Genomic DNA, 18,071 nt, shown 5'->3' on the forward strand with positions numbered 1-18,071 from the left:
GGGGGGGGGGCCTCCGCGGGGCCCGGGGCGGTGGGGGGGGGCCGGGCCCCCGCGGCCCTGCCAGTGTCCCATCAGGAGTCCATAGTGACGACGTTCGGCGCGATCGCCCGACACGGGGGCGGCTGGCTGCCAGTGATCGGCGTCGCCGCGCTCGCGGGAACCGCGGGCACACTGGCCCTGCCGACCGTGCTCGGCCGCGCCGTCGACGCGATCGTGGCCGGTGCCGACAGCGGCGGCTGGCTCGTCGCGGCGGCCTGCCTGATCCTGCTCGGCATCCTCTGCGACCTGGTCGACACGTTCGCGGGCACGGCCTGCGTCGCGGCCACCACCGCGTGGCTGCGGACCAAAGTCATCCGCCATGTGCTCGCGATCGGCGCCCAGGGCGCGCGCCGGTTCGACACCGGCGACCTGGTGAGCCGGGTCTCGGGCAACGCGGTCGAGGCCGCGAACGCCGGACCCAGCGCGGTGACCATCGGCACCGCCCTGCTCCCGCCCGTCGGCAGCCTCGTGCTGCTCGGCTACATCGATGTCTGGCTCGCGGTCGCGTTCCTCGCCGGGCTCCTGCTCGTCGCGTTGGTGCTGCGGGCTTTCACCCGGCAGACGGCCGAGGTCGTCTCCGCCTACCAGCGGACCCAGGGCCGCATCGCCACCCGGCTCACCGAGTCGCTCGCGGGCGCCCGGACGATCGCCGCCGCGGGCACCCTCGACCTGGAGCGGCACCGGGTCCTCGAACCCCTGCCCGACCTGCGCGCCCAGGGCGAGCGGACCTGGCGGGTGCTCTCGCGCACCGTGGCCCAGGCCGCCGTGGTCGGACCGCTGGTGCTGGTCGCGGTGCTGACCGCGGGCGGGCTCGCCCTGCTCGACGGCCGGATCAGCGCGGGCGAGCTGTTCGCGGCGAGCCAGTACGCGGTGATCGGCGCCGGGCTCGGCGGCCTGACCGGCGTGTTCGGCAGGCTGGCCAGGGCGCGCGCCGGTGTCCAGCGGACCGGGGAGGTGCTCGCGGTCGAGCCGGTCGGCTACGGCGTGCGCGCGCTGCCCGCCGGTCCGGGCTGCCTGGAGCTGCGCGGGGTCACCGTGCGCGCGGGCGACGTCGTGCTGCTCGACGGCGTCGACCTGACCGTGCCCGGCGGCGCCGCGGTCGCGGTCGTCGGCCGCTCCGGCGCGGGCAAGTCGGTGCTCGCCGCGCTCGCCGCCCGGCTGCGCGAGCCCGACGAGGGGCAGGTGCTGCTCGACGGCGTGCCGCTCGCCGAGCTGAGCCACCGGGACCTGCGCGCGGCCGTGGGCTGCGCGTTCGAGCGGCCGCTGCTGGTCGGTACCACCGTGGCCGACGCGATCGCGCTGGGCCGCGGCCAGGATCGGGTGCGGGACGCGGCCACCGCCACCCACGCGCACGAGTTCGTCAGCAGACTCCCGCTGGGCTACGACACCGCGCTGGCCGAGGCGCCGATGTCCGGCGGCGAGGCGCAGCGGCTCGGCCTGGCCAGGGCCTGGCACGCCGACCGGCTGCTCGTGCTCGACGACGCCACCTCCAGCCTGGACATGGTGACCGAGATGCAGATCAGCCACACCCTCACCGAGGACGGCCCGCGGCGCACCACCCGGCTGATCGTCACCCACCGCGCGGCCACCGCCGCGCGCGCCGATCTCGTCGTCTGGCTGGCCGACGGCCGGGTGCGGGCGGTCGGACCGCACGACCGGCTGTGCGGGGACCCGGCCTACCGGGAGGTGTTCGCGTGAGGCGGGAGATCCGCTACGGGGTCGCCGCGCTGCGCCGCAAGCCGCTGCTCACCCTCGCCGCGTGGTCGCTGCCCGAGGCGCTGCCCGCCGCGATCTCCGGGCTCGCGATCGCCAAGGCCGTGGACGACGGGTTCCTCGCCGGGCGCGCGGACGTCGGACTCGCCTGGCTGGCGGGGTTCATGCTGGCCTCGGTCATCGGCGCGGCCGGGTCCCGGATGGTGTACCGGACGCTGGGCGAGCTGGTGGAGCCGTTCCGCGACGACCTGGTCCGCCGGGTCGTCGGCGACGCGCTGGCGCACGGGGTCGCCGGTCACCGCGACGAGGGCGCCATCGCGCGGCTGACCCGCCAGGTGGAGATCGTGCGGGACACCTACGCCGGGCTGATCGTGGTGCTGCGCGGGTTCGTCGTCACGGTGGTCGGCGTGGTCATCGGCCTGCTGTCGATCGCCCCGGTGATCGTGGTGCTGATCGCGCCGCCGTTCCTGCTCGGCTTCGCCGCGTTCGTCGCCACCCTCGGCATGTCCGCCGCCCGGCAGCGGGCCGCGGTGCTGGCCGACGAGAAGCTGGCGAGCACCGCGGGCGAGGTGCTCGCGGCGGGCCGGGACGTGGTCGCCTGCGGCGCCGAGGAGCACGCCGCCGCCATGGTGGGCGGGCCGATCGCCGAGCAGGCGGCCGCCGAGCGCGCGCTGGCCTGGGTCGCGGCGCTGCGCACCCTCTGCTTCGCCGTCGGCGGCTGGGTTCCCTTGCTGGTACTGCTGTTCGCGGGGCCGTGGCTAGTCGGCCATGGGCTGTCCGCAGGCGCGATCCTGGGCGGCCTGACGTATGTCCTCTTCGGACTCCAGCCCGCGTTCCAGACCCTGATCGCCGGGCTGGGCGGCAGCGGGCTGCGCTTCGTGGTGACCCTGGGCCGCATCCTCGACGTGGCCCCACCGCCCGAGGCCGCCACGCCGCGGGCGGCGACCCCGATGGCGGGCCACGAGCTGACCCTCACGCGCGTGACCTTCGCCTACGGGCCGCACGCCGAGCCGGTGCTGAGCGAACTCGACCTGACCGTGCCCGAGGGCGACCACCTGGCGATCGTCGGGCCAAGCGGCATCGGCAAGTCCACCCTCGCGGGCCTGCTGTGCGGGCTGCTCCGGCCGGACGCGGGCACCGTCCGGTTCGGCGGCGCGCCCGCCGCCGACCTGTCCACAGTGGAGCTTGCCAGGGCCAGAGTGCTGATCCCGCAGGAGGCATACGTCTTCGCGGGGTCCGTCGCGGACAACCTCCGCTACCTGCGCCCGGACGCCACCGCGAAGGAGCTGGACCGCGCGGTGGACGCGGTCGGCACCGAGGCGCTGCTGGCCCGGCTCGGCGGCTACTCGGCCGAGCTGGTCCCCGCCGAGCTGTCCGCCGGGGAGCGCCAGCTCGTCGCGCTGACGCGGGCCTACCTGTCCAGCGCGCGGGTGGTCGTGCTCGACGAGGCCACCTGCCACCTCGACCCGATCGCCGAACGGCGCGCCGAGCTGGCCTTCGCCGACCGGGGCGACACCCTGATCGTGATCGCGCACCGGATCAGCTCCGCCCTGCGGGCGCGGCGCATCCTGGTGCTCAACGGCACCGAGGCGGTCGTCGGCGACAACCTGACGCTGCTCGCGACCTCGCCGCTGTACCGGGACCTGCTCGGCCACTGGCACGTCGGAGTGCGACAGGTCCAGTAGGTCAGCGGCCCCGGCCGGGACGGCGGCCGTGCGGCCTCGACCGGCCCGGGCCGCGGGTGTCGACGGTCCACACGTGGGTGCAGCCGGGACACTGCATCGACACCCGGGTCGCCTGGTTGCTCAGCAGGTACTGCCAGTGGCTGGCGCAGTTGCGCCCGGCAAGGCAGTGCGCGCACGCGCCGCCGTGGTCGCAGTTCGGGCAGGGCAGCCAGGCGCGGCGGCCGATGTCGGCGGTGGGGTCAAGCGGCATCATCGCGCACCTGCCGATCGGGCAGGACACCCGCTCGGACCAGGAGGTCGTAGCTGCGCTGCTGGCCGGGGTCGAGCCCCGCGTAGAGCAGCTCGTAGGCCAGCTCCTCGTCGGCGAGCACGGCGGCCGGGTCCCAGGTGTCGCCGTACGCCTCGACGACGGCGGCGCGCCGCCGCAGTTCGTCGACCGTGAGATCGACGGAGAACTCGAATTCGTTCGGTTCACCGCTCACCGGATCACCCCTTCGCCGCACCCGACCGGAGAAGGTCAGGGTCGGCAACGAGGTCCCGAGATCACAATGACCCAGGTCACGTTCGGCGGGCGAACTTCGTCACTTCGGCGGCGTTGTCAGCGCGCGGTCAGCGAAATTACGGCAAACGGCCCCGACGGTGCCATCGAACGCCTTCGGGGCCGGTCCGCGAGAAACCCTCAGGCGACCTTGGCGCTGAGGATGGTGATGGCCTCGACCGGCACGTCCGACATCCCGGACTTCGTCCCGGTGCGCGCCTTCGCCATCTCGTCCACGACCTCGAAACCCTCGATCACCTTGCCGAACACGGCGTAGCCCCAGCCCCGCGGGGTGGGCGAGGTGTGGTTGAGGAAGTCGTTGTCGGCGACATTGACGAAGAACTGCGCGGACGCCGAGTGCGGGTCCGACGTGCGGGCCATGGCCACGCTGTAGCGCACGTTGAGCAGGCCGTTGGCGGCCTCGTTCTGGATCGGCGACTTGGCGGGCTTCTGCGCCATGTCCGCGGTGAAACCGCCGCCCTGCACCATGAAGCCGGCAATCACCCGGTGGAAGATCGTGTTGTCGTAGTGCCCCGCCTCGACGTACTGCACGAAGTTGTCGACAGTCTGGGGAGCCTTGTCCCGATCGAGTTCGAGCGTGATCGGGCCGTGGCTGGTGGTCAGGGCGACCAGGGTCATTTCCGTCCTCCGAGAACCTGTGGATTGTGGCCACACGGTAGCCGATGCGCCTGCCGCGGACCGGCCGCGGCGCTCACGGGGTCCAGTCGGGTGCGCGGGTCGGGCGGTCGGGCTCGGCCTTGGCGAAGAACAGTCCATCGCCGAGGTGTTCCCGCAGTCGCCGCTCGACCGCCGCGTACCCGGGAGTGCGCCACGCTATCGGATCGATGCCCAGCGACACCAGAGTCCCGCCGTCGACCGCGACCGCGAGCCCGTCGGGCACCGCCGCGAACCGGTCTCGGCCGACGAGGTCGCGGTAGCGGCGGCCGAAGAAGTTCGACCAGAACAGGCCCGGCAGAAAGCGCCCGAAGTCGCGACCGACCGCCTCGACGCGCGGCCCGTCACTCATCGCCTTCGCCCAGTACTCGCCGGGATGGCAGGCGCAGCCCCACGCGGGCGACAGCGCGCACAGCCGCTCGAACGCCTCGGCCAGCCAGGCGGGCGCGGGCCGCCGCTCGACGGTGGGCCTGCGGACCTGCACGGCGATGCCGTTGCCCAGCAGTCGCCGGGCACCCATCGGGGACAGCACCAGGTCGTCGAGGGAGACGACGACGACGAGTTCGGGTCCGGCACCGCGCAGCTCCGCGGACCCGGACACCCGCTCCAGCGGCGGCGTGCCGTGCGCCTCGACCAGTTCGCGGTATGTCTCGCCGCGCTCCCCCACCGCGTCGAACACCGCGCCGCGCAGCGCACCCGGCCGCGCCACCTCGATCGGCCGCTGGTCGCGCGGGCCCCGCCACAGCCGCAGCTTCGCCGACCACCTCGGGGCCAGTTCGCCCAGCAGGTCCTGCAGGGCGTCGAGCTCTTGGCCACCGAGGCGGCGGTCGAACACGACCTCGCCGTCGAGGTCGTGCTCGCCGAAGTCCGGGGTCATAGTGGACTGATTATCACCTGGCCGGATCTGATCCAGTTCACCAGTTCCCCGGACGCGGGCAGTCTGGCGTTGGTGAAGATCTCCAGCGGCACGCCCTGCCCCCTGGCGTAGGTGACCAGATCGCGTAGCTGCGGGGTCACCGACAGCTCCTGCACCGCCTTGACCTCGACCACGGTGCCGCGCGCGGCGATCGTGGCCGCCGGGTTGAAGTCCGGTATCCGGTAGCCACCCGTCCCGGAGCCCGGCACGGTCACCCGACCGGTGCCGACGTTGCGGGCGACACCGATCCGCGCGGCCACACTCTGTTCGGCGGCGACGCCGGACCTGGCCAACGCGGCACCGGTCTGCGAGCCGGTTCTGGTGGTGACCGCCGCGGCCGCCTGGGGCGCCCTGGCCAGCGCGGACGTGCCCAGCGAACCGACGACGGACACGCCGTTGTCGATCAGGTCCGCGGTCGGTTTGCTCACCCCGGTGGCCTGGATGGCCCTACTGGTCAGCGAACTCTCGTCCTCGCCGGAGATGAGTTGGCGCAGTCCGGTGGCGGCGACGTCCGCGCCGTGCACGAAGACGACCGCGCCCGCGACGGCGCCGACCCCGGTCCACGAGGTGGCCGCGCCGCCCGCCGCGCCCGCCGCCGACTCCAGCACGCCGCCGACCAGCTTGAGCCCGCCCACCACGCGGTTCCACGTACTGGTGCCGTCCGGGTCGGTCAGGCGCACCGGGTTGTTGGACGCGTAGCTGTAGGCGGCCAGGTTGAACGGCTGGAACACGCCGTCGTTGGGGGCGCCGTCGAGGTAGCCGTCCAGGATCGGGTCCGGGCTCTGCCAGAGGTTGTTCCTCGGGTCGTAGTACCGGGCGCCGAAGTAGTAGAGGCCGGTCTCCTCGTCGAGTTCCTTGCCGCTGAACTGATAGGGCACCGGCGTGGGCTGCGCCGGGTGTTCGTCGACCCAACTCTCCCCGAAGGCGAAGTACTCCAGGTGCTCGGTGAGGGCGGCGTGCTCGTCGGTCACGTAACTGGACGAGCCTAGGTGGTCCGCGTGGAAGAAGAAGACGTGGTTCTCGTAGGCGGGCAGCGGTTTCACGATCTTCGTCGCCAGCCGGGTCGCGCCGACGAACACGTGCTTGAACGAGGTGCCGTTGCGATCGCTGAAGTGCTGGTTCGGGTAGATGTGCTTCGGCCCCGCGTCCTTGACCACCCGGTTGCCGTCGGCGTCGTAGAAGTACCGCACCGTCGGCGCCTGACCGGGGGTCGTGCACGTGCTCGGGTTCTGCGGCACGGTGTCGTTGCGGTTGTGGTCCTGGTTGCAGGCCAGCCGGTTCTCCTCGTCCCACACCAGTTGCCTGCGCTTGCCCGGCGGCGCGGAGGTGACCTGGTCGATGAGGTTGCCGTTGGCGTCGTACCGCTGGGTGAGCGGGCCGACCGTGCTCGGCGCGTGCGGTCTCCCGCTCGCGTAGCCGTAGGAGTAGTTGTAGGTGGTGCGCTTCTGCACCTGGGCGTTCCCGCCAGGAGCCGCCGCCGAGGTGTTCACTGTGGACGGTGCGGTGGCCGTGCTCGCCAGCGGTGCCTCTTCCGGCAGCAGGGATTCCTCCACCGGCAGCACCGAGTCCTCCGCGAGCGGCAAGGGCTCGTCGACCGGTGCGGGCGCCACGAGGTCTTCCAGTGGCAGCACGGGCACGTCGAGCGGGACCGCCACCGGCGTGTCCGTGCTCGCCGCCTGCATCGACGCCGTACCGGACGAATTGACCACGACCTCGTGGCGCTGGTTCTTGACCGTGGTGTTGTGGATCGTGTCGTAGGCCAGATCCAACTGGTAGCGGTCGAGTTTGTTGTCCTTGTTGCGGTATTCGCCCGCGGCCGAGGTGAGCCGGTAGATGTCGTCGTAGGTATAGGTCTGGGTACTCGGCCCGCCGATGGGCTTGCCGTGCGGGAGTGCGATGTCGTTGCGCAGCCGGGTGATGTTGCCGACGTTGTCGTAGGTGTAGCTGATGTTCTGGAACTGGTGTCCGTCGGGCAGCCGGGACTTCAGCGTCGCGAGCTGGCGGTCGGCCGCGTCGTAGGCGTAGGTGGTCCGCACGCCGGTGCCGGTGTCCATCAGCAGCCGCTGCTCGAACTTGTCGTAGTCCATCCGGGCCAGGTAGGTGTAGCCGAACTCGCCCTTGACGCCCGCGGCGGAGGTCACCAGGCCGCCGGAGTCGTAGCCGTAGGTGAGCAGTTCCCCGTCGGGGTAGGTCATCTGCAGCACCCGGTTGAACGCGTCGTACCGGTAGGACGTGGTGTAGGTCCGCGCCGGTCCCGCCAGCACGTCGACGGTCCGGGTCTCCCTGGTCAGTTCGCCCAGCGGGCCGTAGGCGCGGCTGACCGCGCCCGCACCGTCGTCCACAGTGGACACCCGGTTGGCGGTGTTGTCGGCGGCACCGGGAGCGCCGTAGGTATAGGTGACGTTGTTGGCCGGGAACACCGGGTAGCGGATCGCCGCCAGCCGGTTGAACTGGTAGTCGTACTCGATCGCCTGGCCCGCGGCCCGCAGCTTCGAGGTGATCTTGGCGGTGACGTTGCCCGCCAGGTCGTAACGGCTCTCCGTGCGACCCGAATCCTGACTGTCCACAATGGTGCGTCGACCGAAGTTGTCGTAGGCCGAGGTCGTGGTGTTGTTCCGGTCGTCGACCACCGAGGTGATCTGGCTCAGCGGGTCGTAGCCGTAGCTGGTCCAGATGACCGGCTGGCCGCCCGCCGGGTTGAACTCCTTGACCGACGTGGTCAGCTTGCGCACGTCGGCGTAGGTGCGGCGCTGCTTGCCGTTCGCGTCCGTGACCACGCTCTCGAACCGGGTGGCGCCTGCGCGGTCCGGGCCGAATCCGAAGGCGACGGTGGACGCCGTGCCGTCCGGGATCTCGGTGCGGGTGGTGCGGTCGAGGACGTCGTAGGCCAGCCGAGTGGGCCGGACCGGGTCGACGGCGGTGTTGAAGGCGGTATTGGCGCCGCCCTTCGGTTCGGTGCTCGGATAGAACTGCTCGACGGTGCGGCCGACGAAGTCGAACACCGTGCGCCCGGACACCGTCATCACCGCCTGCGGGTCCGCCCCCGCGACGGTGGCCACGGTGGCGTCCTTTTTGGTCTGCAGCGTCCGCTTGAGACCGTCGGCGAACAGCACGGTGTCGATGGTGTCGCCGCGCACCTCGGTGGCGGTCCGGTCGACGTGCCTGGTCACCGCGTAGGGCACGGTGGCCTCGGGGTGGTACTCGAAGTCGATCGTCAGCCGGTTCTCGGCCGCCTCGTACGGGCCGGTGACCGAGTCGAGTCTGCCCACGGTGTCGTAGGCCATCCGCAGGCGTTGGCCGTTCTGGTCCGTGGTCGTGTCGGGCAGGCCGTACTTGAGGTTGTGCGTCTCGGTCGAGCGGTAGCCGAAACTGTCCACTATGGACTCGATGTGCACGCCGACGACGGTGTCGTAGCCGTAGGTCAGCCGATAGCGCTGACCGGTCTTGTTGGCGGGGCCGGTGGCGGCCGAGAGGTTGCCGTCGTCGAAGTAGGACAGGTCGGTCACCGCGGTGGCGCCATCGGCCAGGATCTCCCGCGCCTGCACGATGTTCGCCGACACGCAGTCCACCGTGGACTCACGATGCCGCCGGACGGTGCCGGTGCCGAACACCTGGACGAAGTTCGCGATGCCGACGATGTGCCGGTCGCGGCAGACCGGGTCGGCCGAGGAGTACCGCATGCGGGTCTCCAGGTCGTCGCCCGGTCCGTCGTCGGCGGCGTCCAGCGACCTGGTCAGGTTGCCGAACTCGTCGTAGTCCATCTCGACGTGGGTCGACTTGCCCGCCACCGCCTGGCCCTCGAAGAAGCGGCGGTCCGTGCGCGTCGGCGCCGGGAACACCGTGGCCGTGGTGCTGGCCGCGTCGGCGGCGGCACCGGTCGCGGTGTCGCGCAACTGGTAGGCGTTCACCGTCTCCAAGAACGGCCTGCCCGCGCCGTCGGCCATCAGCGTGCGCGTGACGAGCCCGCGCGTGTAGTAGCTGTCGGTGCGGTAGTCGCTGGTCGTGCTCCGATAGACCGCGTCGCCCGCGCCTGCGTCGCGCTGCTCGGTGACGACCCGGCCGTATCCGAAGAAGTCCCGCTCCAGCCGGTTGTACGTGCCGTTCTCGTAGCGGAACGTGGAACGCTGCACATCCTGGCCGTCGCCAGGGTGGCCGTCGAACACCGTCGACCGCGAGAGCACCCAGCGCGACTGCGGCGAGTCGTAGGTGTTGCCGTCGCGGGCGTAGTCCAACTCGATCCGGGCGCCGAGCGGCCGGGACACCGACCGCAGCAGGTTGGTGCGGCCGGTCTTGTTCTCCGCCACCACCAACTCGTCGTCCCGAGTGGACCGGACGTGGTCGACATAGCCGTCGCCGTTGACATCGCGCAGCGCGACCTCCGTGCGGCCGATGCCGGTAGAGACGTCGACCCCGGGGTTGAACACGATGCAGCCGAACAGGAAGCAGAACCCGAAGGTGAAGTACACCCCGCCGCCGAGCGAGGCGTTGACGTCGGAGTTGATCCCGCCGAGGCTGCCGCCGAACGGGGTGGGCGGGGCGAATCCGTTGCCGGTGTTGATGGCCACGGCGATCGGCGCGGAGCCGTTGGCGAAGACCCGGTCCATCAGGCCGTCGCCGTTCATGTCCATCAGCGACGCGTTGGTCTTGGCCGAGCCGACCGCGGCCGAGACACCGCCCGCGAAACCGTAGAAGTCGGTGTTGAAGCCCAGGTTGACCCCGGCGTTCCTGGTATCGCCCGCATTGACCGGGCCGCCCTGCCACGGCTCGCGGGAGGCGAACGAGTAGCCGAGGTTCAGCGCGGCGTCGCCGTTGTCGAACACCCGGTCCGGCAGCGCGTCGCCGTTGATGTCGATCAGGTCGTAGCCGGTGTCGGAGTCGCCGCCGCCGAGGTTGCCGCCCACGCCCAGCGCGGGCATCTCGACGCCGGACTTGGCTGTGTTGTTGGACTTCCCACCGGTCGGCACGTCCTGGCCGCGCGCGGTCGAACTGGTACGCGCCGGGCTGCCCGCGTTCCCCGAGACACTGTAGGACTGGGAGTCGGCCTCCCGAACGTTGCCGCCGACCGATCCACGGGTGTCGCCGAGACCGCCGACCATGTCCGAGTACTGCACGCCCGCCGAGCCCACGACGTCCGGGAAGCGGTCACCGTTGAGGTCGAGGAAATCGACCTGGCCGGTGCTGGCGCCCTTGGCCACGCTCGCCCCGGCGCCGATCGGGATGCCCGGGATGCTGACGCCGAGGGTGGTCGAGACCTGTTGGGTGCGACCCCGCCGGGACACGGCGGTGGCGCCCGCGAAGTCGATGTCGCGCGCGACATCGATGCTGTCCAGGCCCAGCCTCGAACTCGACGCGGAACCCGCCGCGACCCAGGTGTTCTCATCGCTGCCCGCCCAGCGTCCCGGTGCCGGTGCCGGGGCGAACACGACGATCTTCGGCGGAGTCACCCGCGGATCGCCGGTGAACCCGGGCACGTCGGCCTCGGTCGGCCCCTCGGGGAGCTGGTCGCGGTAGCTCTCGTCCAGCACGAGGTCGCTCTGCGCGATGGGGCTCGTCGCGCGAGCGCGGTTGCCCTGGTAGCCGATGGCCGCCCAGCCCCGGTAGGGCTGCGCGAACGCGCCCTGCTCGACCGAGGCGTGCAGCGCGCTGGGCGCCGCGGCGAAGGTGGTGCCGTCCGTGCTCACCGACACCGACTGCGCGGTCAGCCTGCCCAGCAGCGTGGTGTCCACAGTGGAGAAGTCGAAGAACAGCTCGTCGCCCGCCTCGACGCCCACGGTCGTGCGCAGCGCCGAGGGCGTGGGCACCTGGCCGTCCACGATGTCGATCACCCGCTTGGCCAGCAGCGCGCCGCGCTTCTTGACCGTGAACACGACCTTGGTGGTCGGCGTCTGGCCGGCGAAGTTGACCGCCAGGGTCGGCTCGACGACGAGCTGCCCGGTCTGGGTCGCCGTGTGGAACCCTTGCGGCGCAACCAAAGTGTTCGCCGGGTAGAGGTCGAGGTCATACGGCGGACTGATGGTCAGCGTCGGGTCGCCGTTCTCGTCGGTGACCGCGTCGACGCCCTCGGCCGCGGTGTAGTGCGCGCGCGGCACCCAACTCAGCGCGCCGACATCGATCGGCGAGTCGACCCGCAGCCGCCAGGACAGCACGTCGTTGGCCGTGACCGGAATGTCGAGTTCGATCGGCGCGCTGCCCGCCGCGCCGCCAGGCAGCGTCCTGGTGAACACCTCCGCACCGTTGCGGGTGATCACCACGGTGACGTCGTCACTGGTCGGACCGGTCTTCACCGCGTCCCCGGACAGGTGCAGGGTGCCCGTCAGCGGGACGGTCACCAGCGACGGCCTGCCGCCGAGGGTGAAGTCGCGCGCCGCGCGGTAGCGGTAGTGATCCAGGCCGTTGACGTCGGTACCCGCCGGGACGCCGACGTAGTTGACGTCGGGATCCCAGGCGACCTGGTCGTAGTTGCCGTCGAGCACCGACTGGACCCGGAAGTACAGCGCGTCACCGCGCCGGACCTGGACCGCGGCCACCCCGGTCGGCGCGAACTCGACGTAGTCCGCCGGGCCGATCCGCTGCGCCCACAGCTCGTCGTCACCGCGCTGGATCGCCACCCGGACGCCGTCCGCGGCCAGGTACTGGGCCCGCTCCGGGCTGGTGTCCTGCACCAGCCGGACCCGGCCGTCGACCCGTACGGTCCCGTCGTAGGGCGCGACCCAGCGCCGCACGCTGTCCAGCAGCGGGAAAGCGTCGACCTGACGCTCGAACTCGGCGGTCTGGTCGCCGACGATGGTGCCCGATGCGGTACCCGCGCCGACCGGGACCGGGGTGTCGGCGCTGTTGGCGGTGTAGGCGGGATTGCCGTTGGCATCGAGGTAGCCGAAGAGCACGCCGCCGTTGTTGACCAGGTCGGTGATGCCGTCGCCGTTGACGTCGGAGAAGTAGCGGTCGGACACGGTCGTGGTGGACACGTAGTCCAACTGGGCGGCGACACCGAAATACGACTCGATGCCCACGGTGCCCGAGCGGGTGCTCTCGGAGGAGATGGCGGGCAGGTTGGTCAGCCGGACCGGGGTGTCGGCGAAGCGGGTCGGCCCGTCCGGCCCGGACAGGTTGGCGCGGTAGAAGATGCCGCCGCCGGAGCGGAACACCTTGTCCGGCAGGTTGTCGCCGTTGACGTCGGCCAACGCGAGCAGGCCGTCCGACGAGCCCGCGTTGAAGCCCACCTTGAGCCCGGCGGAGTTCGACTTGCGTGGCGCGGTCGGGTTGTAACCGACGTAGAGGTGCCCGCCCGCGCCCTTGGACGTGTTGGCCGACAGCGCGCCCGCCTCACCGTTACCGCGCAGCCCGACCCCGAGATCGTCACCTGGCACGGACCAGCCGGTCGACGAGCCGAACGCCTGGTAGCCGCCGGAGGCGTCGCGGATGTCGTCGAAGTAGTCGAAGGTGTGGGTGTTGAACAGGTTGCCGTCCTCGCCGAACTGCGAGACCGAGCCCAGCAGCGTCTTGAGGAACGCGCCCGTGCGGTAGTTCAGCTCGTAGGCACGCACGAGTTGGTCGCCGAGCTTGACCTCGACCCGGCGCAACAGGTCGGCGGTGACCCGCTTGAACCCGCCGCGGGCGTCGATCAGCACATCGGCGCGACGGGGTTCGCCACGCTCGCGGTCGCGGATGAACGTGACCGAGTACGGGCCCTCGGTGGTGCCGTGGCCGGTGTAGGTGATCCGCCGCAGGTACAGGTTGCGCCCCGGCGCGGAGGCGTTCCGCACGCCGCCGTCGTCGACCCGGACGCTGTGGTAGCGCATGAAGTTGTCGTTGGTGTCGCGCAGTTCGCGCAGCGACCAGGTGGCGATGTTGCCCCGGTCGTCGGTGAGCGTGGCGTTCGGCTGTGGGCCGGTGTCCGGCGCGCCGCCGAAGAACATCCGGCTGCCGCTCTTGTCGGTGACCTCCCACCAGTAGTTCGCCGGGGTGTCGCCGTGCCGAACGATCCGGCGGAACTGGCCCTCGACGCGGGTGTGGAACACCTTCTCCGCCGTGCGGGCCAGCAACTCGGTGCGGTGCGCGACCGGGGTCAACTGCTCCCCGTTGAGCAGGTAGGTCTCGGTCTCCAGGCCGCCGTGGTAGCGCGGGACGCCCCAGCGGGTGTCGATCGTGATCACCGGGACCGGCAGGTCCCAGCCCACCCCGGTCCAGCCGTTGCCGCCCGCGGAGTTGTACTGGACCGCGACCTGTGGCGCGACCTTGGCCCGCCCGGGTGGCACCTCCAGCGGGTAGGTCAGCCGGGCGTCGCCCTGGTTGTTCGCCCCGGGCGCCTCGATCAGGTTGACCGCGGCGCCGGGATCGGCCGCCTTGATGTCCTTGATCAGGTTCGGGTTGAACGACGCGCCCTCGGGGTGCTCCGGCGCGGTGACCGCACCGTCCGCCGTCCCGGCCGCCGCCGTCGCGGGGACGCCGGGCCCCGCCGCGGGCCCCAGCCCGCCCGCGATCATGGCCAGGACGACGGCCAGCACCACCCCGGTGCGTCGAACATGGGACCTGCGACTGCCTGGGCGACCCCAAGACACCATGACGCGACCCTTCCTCACCGGATGGACTGCCGGACTGTGCGTCGCGGGCGGAGCGCCGAGGGTTACTGATAATTTTGCGTGACCGGACTCCGTTACCCGCCGCGACGGGCACCCGTCTCCGTCGGGTCGCCGAGTCCGAGTCGCGATCGATCGGCGGGTGTGGTTGACTGGACTCGGTCGTTGGTTTTGTGTCCGTGTTCATCCACGCTCGCGAAACGATGTTGCGGGCGCGTGAGTTTTCCTCCAGGTTCGGTCGGAGAGGTTCCCGCCGCAGACAGGCCCGGCACGTCGCATCGGCGACGTTCCGCCAGCGTCGTTAGAGGAAAACAGATAATGGCTCAGGGCATCGTGAAGTGGTTCAACGCCGAAAAGGGTTTCGGTTTCATCCAGCCGGAGGACGGCAGCGCCGACGTGTTCGTGCACTACTCGGAGATCCAGGGTGGCGGCTTCAAGTCGCTTGAGGAGAACCAGCGCGTGCAGTTCGACGTGGGTCAGGGCCAGAAGGGCCCGCAGGCCACCGGCGTCACCGTCATCTGATCCGGCCAACCCGGAACGGTTGAGCACCAACCAGCGGGCCCACTCCCCCGGGAGTGGGCCCGCTGGTCTGTGTCAGGCTCCCCGGGCAGCCGACGACAGGGAGCCAGCGCGATGCGAAAGATCTTCTCGTTCATCGGGACGACCCTCGACGGGTACTACGAGGGCCCGAACCAGGAGTTCGACTGGCCGGTCGTCGACGCCGAGTTCGCCGCGTTCAGCGTCGAGCAGCTCGACGAGGTCGACACGATCGTGATGGGGCGAGTCACTTATCAGGGGATGGCGGCCTACTGGCCGACGCCCGAGGCGATCGCCGACGACCCGGCGACCGCGACGAGGATGAACGACACCGCCAAGATCGTCGTCTCACGGACCCTGGACAAGGCCGACTGGACCAACACCCGCATCGTCACCGACGACGTCGCGGGCGAGCTGACCGCGCTCAAGCGGCGGCCGGGCAAGGACATCGCGGTCTTCGGCAGCTCCGACCTGACGGCGGGCCTCATCCACCTGGGACTGGTCGACGAGGTGCGGATCATGGTGAACCCGATCGTGCTGGGCGCGGGCAAGTCGCTGTTCCACACCTCGGACACCAGGATCAGCCTGACCCTGTTGCAGGTCCGGCACTTCAGCTCCGGCAACGTCCTGCTGTACTACCGGCCCGAGACTCCCCAGGGCAGCCCGACAGCGTGATGATCACCCACGGCGGCCGCCGTACCAGCCCGCCCCTGGCGGGGGACGATCCGGCACCCCGGCCCGGGCACCCATCCGGGGTGCCCGGCGCATTGTACGCTGTGCCAACGTTTTCGACGGGTCCCGCAGCCACGCGGGACCCATCCTCGACCGGAGGGAAGTCGAAATCGTGTCGATGACTCGGAAACTGCTGGCCGCGCTCGCAGGCGCCGCACTCGCGTTCGGCGCATTGACCAGCCCGGCGACAGCCACGGAGGCCAAGGGCGCCGACTTCTCGGTGCAGGGCTCGTGGGCATGCACCATTCCGACGGGCAAGACCTACACGCGGGCGCAGAACAACTACAACGTCTGTGCCCCGTTCGGCTGGGCGCACTCCTTCTACGTCGAGACTCCCTACAGTGGCCTGTCGGCGTGCCTCATCCCGTCCGGGTTCACCTACTCCAGAGCCCAGAACAACTACAACCTCTGCGCGCCGAGCGGCTGGGCGCACTCCTACGTCCTCCAAGTCCCCAGAAGCGGACTGTGGGTGTGTTTCGTTCCGGCCGGATTCTCCGCCTCGCGCACGCAGCGCAACTACAACGTGTGTGCTCCCAACGGGTGGGCGGACTCCTACCTGCTGGTCTGAACGGCCGAACGCCCGGCGCTGGTCCGATCGGACGAGCGCCGGGCGTTCCCATCTTTCCGGCCGGGAATTGTTTACACGCCGATGAAGGACATTGTTGACATTCGTCCGCCGGGCGGGTTGCCTACAGGATGTCGGATGCGCACCGCCACCTGCACGGCTCAGCCCCTTGCCCAGCTCATTCCCAGGCATGTCAAGGAGTTCGGATGCGGATTCGGCTCGGCCTCGTCCTCGTCGCGGTGGCCGCGATGGCGACCACCCTGATCACCCCGGCGCACGCCTTCGCGGGTGCGTTCTTCCCCACCCAGAGCGCGGGCAACCGCGGTACCGACGTGCTCGCCATGCAGTATCTGCTGCAGCACCACGGCAGGCAGGTCACCGCGGACGGGATCTTCGGCTCCGGCTCCGCCGCCGCGGTGCGCGACTTCCAGCAGGCCAAGGGATTGGCCGCGGACGGGGTGGTCGGTCCGGGCACCTGGGGCGCGCTGGTCGTGACGATCTCCCAGGGCGCGAGCGGCCCCGCGGTCCGCGCGCTGCAGGTCGAGCTGAATGCCAAGCGCCGCACCAGTTCCGCGGTGACAGGCACGTTCGACTCCGGCACCCGCAGCGCGGTGATCGCCTTCCAGCAGCACGCCGGGATCGGCGCCGACGGCATCGTCGGGCCGACAACGTGGCGCAATCTGCTGTGGCACTACGACTATCCAGACTTCGCCGCGGGGCTGTGCGACCAGAACCCCGACGGCAACGGCACCGCGGGCAACTGGGGCACCGCCGCGGCCGTCGGCCAGGTGGAGGCCGCGGCCCGGCAGTACGCGAGCACCGGGAACGGGCGGATTCCGTTGGGGGACATCGGGTTCGAGCACGGCGGCGACATCCCCGGGCACGGCAGCCACGAGGTGGGCCTCGACGTCGACCTCTGGCCCATTCGGACCGACAGCGCCCAGTGCACCGCGAGCCGGATCACCTGGCAGTCCTCGACCTACGACCGCGCCGCCACCCGGGCGCTCGTGCAGGCGATCCGCTCGACCGCCCCCGGGCACGTCAAGCTGGTCTTCTTCAATGACCCCGTGCTCATCAGCGAGGGGTTGACCACGCAATATCCCAACCACGACAACCACTTGCACGTGCGGTACTGCGAGAACGTGCACCCGAACAGCCTCTACGACTGCTGACACCGGTCCCCACCGAGGAGCTGATCGTGCGTTCATCCCCCTTTGACGACGGCAAAGCCCGTCGAATGACCCGCAGAACGTTCGTCGGCGCGGTCGCGGCAGCCGCAGGCACCGCCGCCCTCGCCTCCCCCGCGCTCGCCGCGCCGGGCAGACCGACACTGGATCGGGCTGTCGGTGTCATCGGCGGGCCGAGAGTCCTTGCCCTGGTAGGCCGAACCTGGGTGCTGGTCGACGAGAACGGCGCCGTCACCCCGACCCGCGGTCTCGGCAACGCCGTCGTCGTCGACGTGACCTCCGGGCCCGCGGGCCATGTGGCGGTCGGGTCGATAACCGTTGGCGCGGAATCGATAGCCGCCGTGTGGGAGTCCGCGGACGGCGTGTCCTGGCGGGAGGCGACGAGGCTCACCGGGGTGGACGCGGAGTTCACCACGGTCGGCGCGGGCCCCACGTCGGTGCTGGCCCTCGGCGCGCTGCTGACCACCGAACGCTCGCCCAGCAGGCGGATCGTGGCCCGGCGGATGCCGCGGGGCTGGGTCACCGTGCCCGTGCGCGGTCTGGAGTGGACAGACGAGCTGGCGGCCACCGCCGTCGCGGGCACCGCGGGCGGCTGGACGGCCGCCGCCGTGGACGCGTCGGGCAGCGTGCTGGCCAACTCGCGCGACGGGGTCACCTGGTCGACGTCCCCGATCGAGGCGCGGCTCACCGAGGTCGCCGTCAAGTCCCTGAGCTACGAGGGCGACCACCGCGTCCGGTGGATCGGCAACGGCATGGGCGGCTCGGCCCCGCTCGCGGGCGTCCTCGGCGCGGGCCGCACCACGGTGGCGGTCCCGGAGCACTCACACGCCGTCGGCGTGGTCCCCGCGGCCCGCCCGATCCGATCCTTCTGGCTGGCCGACGGCCGCCTCGTCGCATCGACCGGCTGA

Annotated in this window: 12 protein-coding genes; 7 read left to right on the top strand and 5 right to left on the bottom strand. The window is 71.1% G+C overall.

The genetic code is table 11. The annotated features are described in order from the left end of the window. Nucleotides 1-84 precede the first annotated feature (84 nt). Entirely contained in the window at nucleotides 85-1,737 is a 1,653-nt protein-coding gene (locus tag ACT4N7_RS03965; RefSeq protein WP_444827190.1) for an ABC transporter ATP-binding protein, read from the top strand. Then, nucleotides 1,734-3,437 (top strand): ATP-binding cassette domain-containing protein, encoded by a 1,704-nt coding sequence (locus tag ACT4N7_RS03970; protein ID WP_444827191.1) that lies wholly within the window; start codon nucleotides 1,734-1,736, stop codon nucleotides 3,435-3,437. Before ACT4N7_RS03965 ends, ACT4N7_RS03970 begins: the two co-directional genes overlap by 4 nt. A 1-nt stretch (nucleotide 3,438) precedes the next feature. Here the strand turns inward: ACT4N7_RS03970 and ACT4N7_RS03975 are convergent, their stop codons facing one another. From ACT4N7_RS03975 to ACT4N7_RS03995, 5 genes are all read right to left on the bottom strand, one after another. Further along, nucleotides 3,439-3,687, bottom strand: a complete 249-nt coding sequence (locus ACT4N7_RS03975; RefSeq protein ID WP_444827192.1) for a hypothetical protein — start codon at nucleotides 3,685-3,687, stop codon at nucleotides 3,439-3,441. Then, entirely contained in the window at nucleotides 3,677-3,919 is a 243-nt protein-coding gene (locus tag ACT4N7_RS03980) for a DUF6400 family protein (protein ID WP_444827193.1), read from the bottom strand. The genes ACT4N7_RS03975 and ACT4N7_RS03980 overlap by 11 nt, the downstream gene beginning before the upstream one ends. 197 nt (nucleotides 3,920-4,116) lie before the next feature. Continuing rightward, entirely contained in the window at nucleotides 4,117-4,614 is a 498-nt protein-coding gene (locus tag ACT4N7_RS03985) for a peptidylprolyl isomerase (RefSeq protein WP_444827194.1), read from the bottom strand. A 73-nt stretch (nucleotides 4,615-4,687) separates the two neighbouring features. Further along, a complete protein-coding gene (locus tag ACT4N7_RS03990; protein ID WP_444827195.1) occupies nucleotides 4,688-5,527 on the bottom strand; it encodes a hypothetical protein in 840 nt (279 codons plus the stop codon). After that, nucleotides 5,524-14,070: a SpvB/TcaC N-terminal domain-containing protein gene (locus ACT4N7_RS03995; protein WP_444827196.1), complete on the bottom strand. Its 8,547-nt coding sequence runs from the start codon at nucleotides 14,068-14,070 to the stop codon at nucleotides 5,524-5,526. The genes ACT4N7_RS03990 and ACT4N7_RS03995 overlap by 4 nt, the downstream gene beginning before the upstream one ends. A gap of 390 nt (nucleotides 14,071-14,460) precedes the next feature. Between ACT4N7_RS03995 and ACT4N7_RS04000 the strand changes: the two genes are divergently transcribed. From ACT4N7_RS04000 to ACT4N7_RS04020, 5 genes are all read left to right on the top strand, one after another. After that, the gene (locus ACT4N7_RS04000; RefSeq protein ID WP_444827197.1) at nucleotides 14,461-14,664 is read left to right on the top strand and encodes a cold-shock protein; all 204 of its coding nucleotides are present in this window, start codon (nucleotides 14,461-14,463) and stop codon (nucleotides 14,662-14,664) included. A gap of 111 nt (nucleotides 14,665-14,775) precedes the next feature. Then, nucleotides 14,776-15,354 carry a dihydrofolate reductase family protein gene (locus tag ACT4N7_RS04005; protein WP_444827198.1) on the top strand — a complete coding sequence of 193 codons (579 nt, stop codon included), beginning with the start codon at nucleotides 14,776-14,778 and terminating at the stop codon, nucleotides 15,352-15,354. A 175-nt stretch (nucleotides 15,355-15,529) separates the two neighbouring features. Then, nucleotides 15,530-15,979, top strand: coding sequence for a hypothetical protein (locus ACT4N7_RS04010; RefSeq protein ID WP_444827199.1), 450 nt, complete (start codon nucleotides 15,530-15,532; stop codon nucleotides 15,977-15,979). Nucleotides 15,980-16,182: 203 nt separating this feature from the next. Further along, entirely contained in the window at nucleotides 16,183-17,148 is a 966-nt protein-coding gene (locus ACT4N7_RS04015) for a penicillin-insensitive murein endopeptidase (RefSeq protein ID WP_444827200.1), read from the top strand. Between the two features lie 65 nt (nucleotides 17,149-17,213). Further along, on the top strand, nucleotides 17,214-18,071 hold the full coding sequence (locus ACT4N7_RS04020; RefSeq protein WP_444827201.1) for a hypothetical protein: 858 nt from the start codon (nucleotides 17,214-17,216) through the stop codon (nucleotides 18,069-18,071).

It is taken from the genome of Actinokineospora sp. (assembly GCF_052390155.1).
GTDB lineage: Bacteria > Actinomycetota > Actinomycetes > Mycobacteriales > Pseudonocardiaceae > Actinokineospora.

Coding starts and splice junctions, on each gene's coding strand:
- ACT4N7_RS04010 (WP_444827199.1), top strand. CDS start 15,530: ATGACTCGGAAACTGCTGGCCGCGCTCGCAGGCGCCGCACTCGCGTTC.
- ACT4N7_RS03975 (WP_444827192.1), bottom strand. CDS start 3,687: ATGCCGCTTGACCCCACCGCCGACATCGGCCGCCGCGCCTGGCTGCCC.
- ACT4N7_RS04015 (WP_444827200.1), top strand. CDS start 16,183: ATGCGGATTCGGCTCGGCCTCGTCCTCGTCGCGGTGGCCGCGATGGCG.
- ACT4N7_RS04020 (WP_444827201.1), top strand. CDS start 17,214: ATGACCCGCAGAACGTTCGTCGGCGCGGTCGCGGCAGCCGCAGGCACC.
- ACT4N7_RS04005 (WP_444827198.1), top strand. CDS start 14,776: ATGCGAAAGATCTTCTCGTTCATCGGGACGACCCTCGACGGGTACTAC.
- ACT4N7_RS03985 (WP_444827194.1), bottom strand. CDS start 4,614: ATGACCCTGGTCGCCCTGACCACCAGCCACGGCCCGATCACGCTCGAA.
- ACT4N7_RS04000 (WP_444827197.1), top strand. CDS start 14,461: ATGGCTCAGGGCATCGTGAAGTGGTTCAACGCCGAAAAGGGTTTCGGT.
- ACT4N7_RS03990 (WP_444827195.1), bottom strand. CDS start 5,527: ATGACCCCGGACTTCGGCGAGCACGACCTCGACGGCGAGGTCGTGTTC.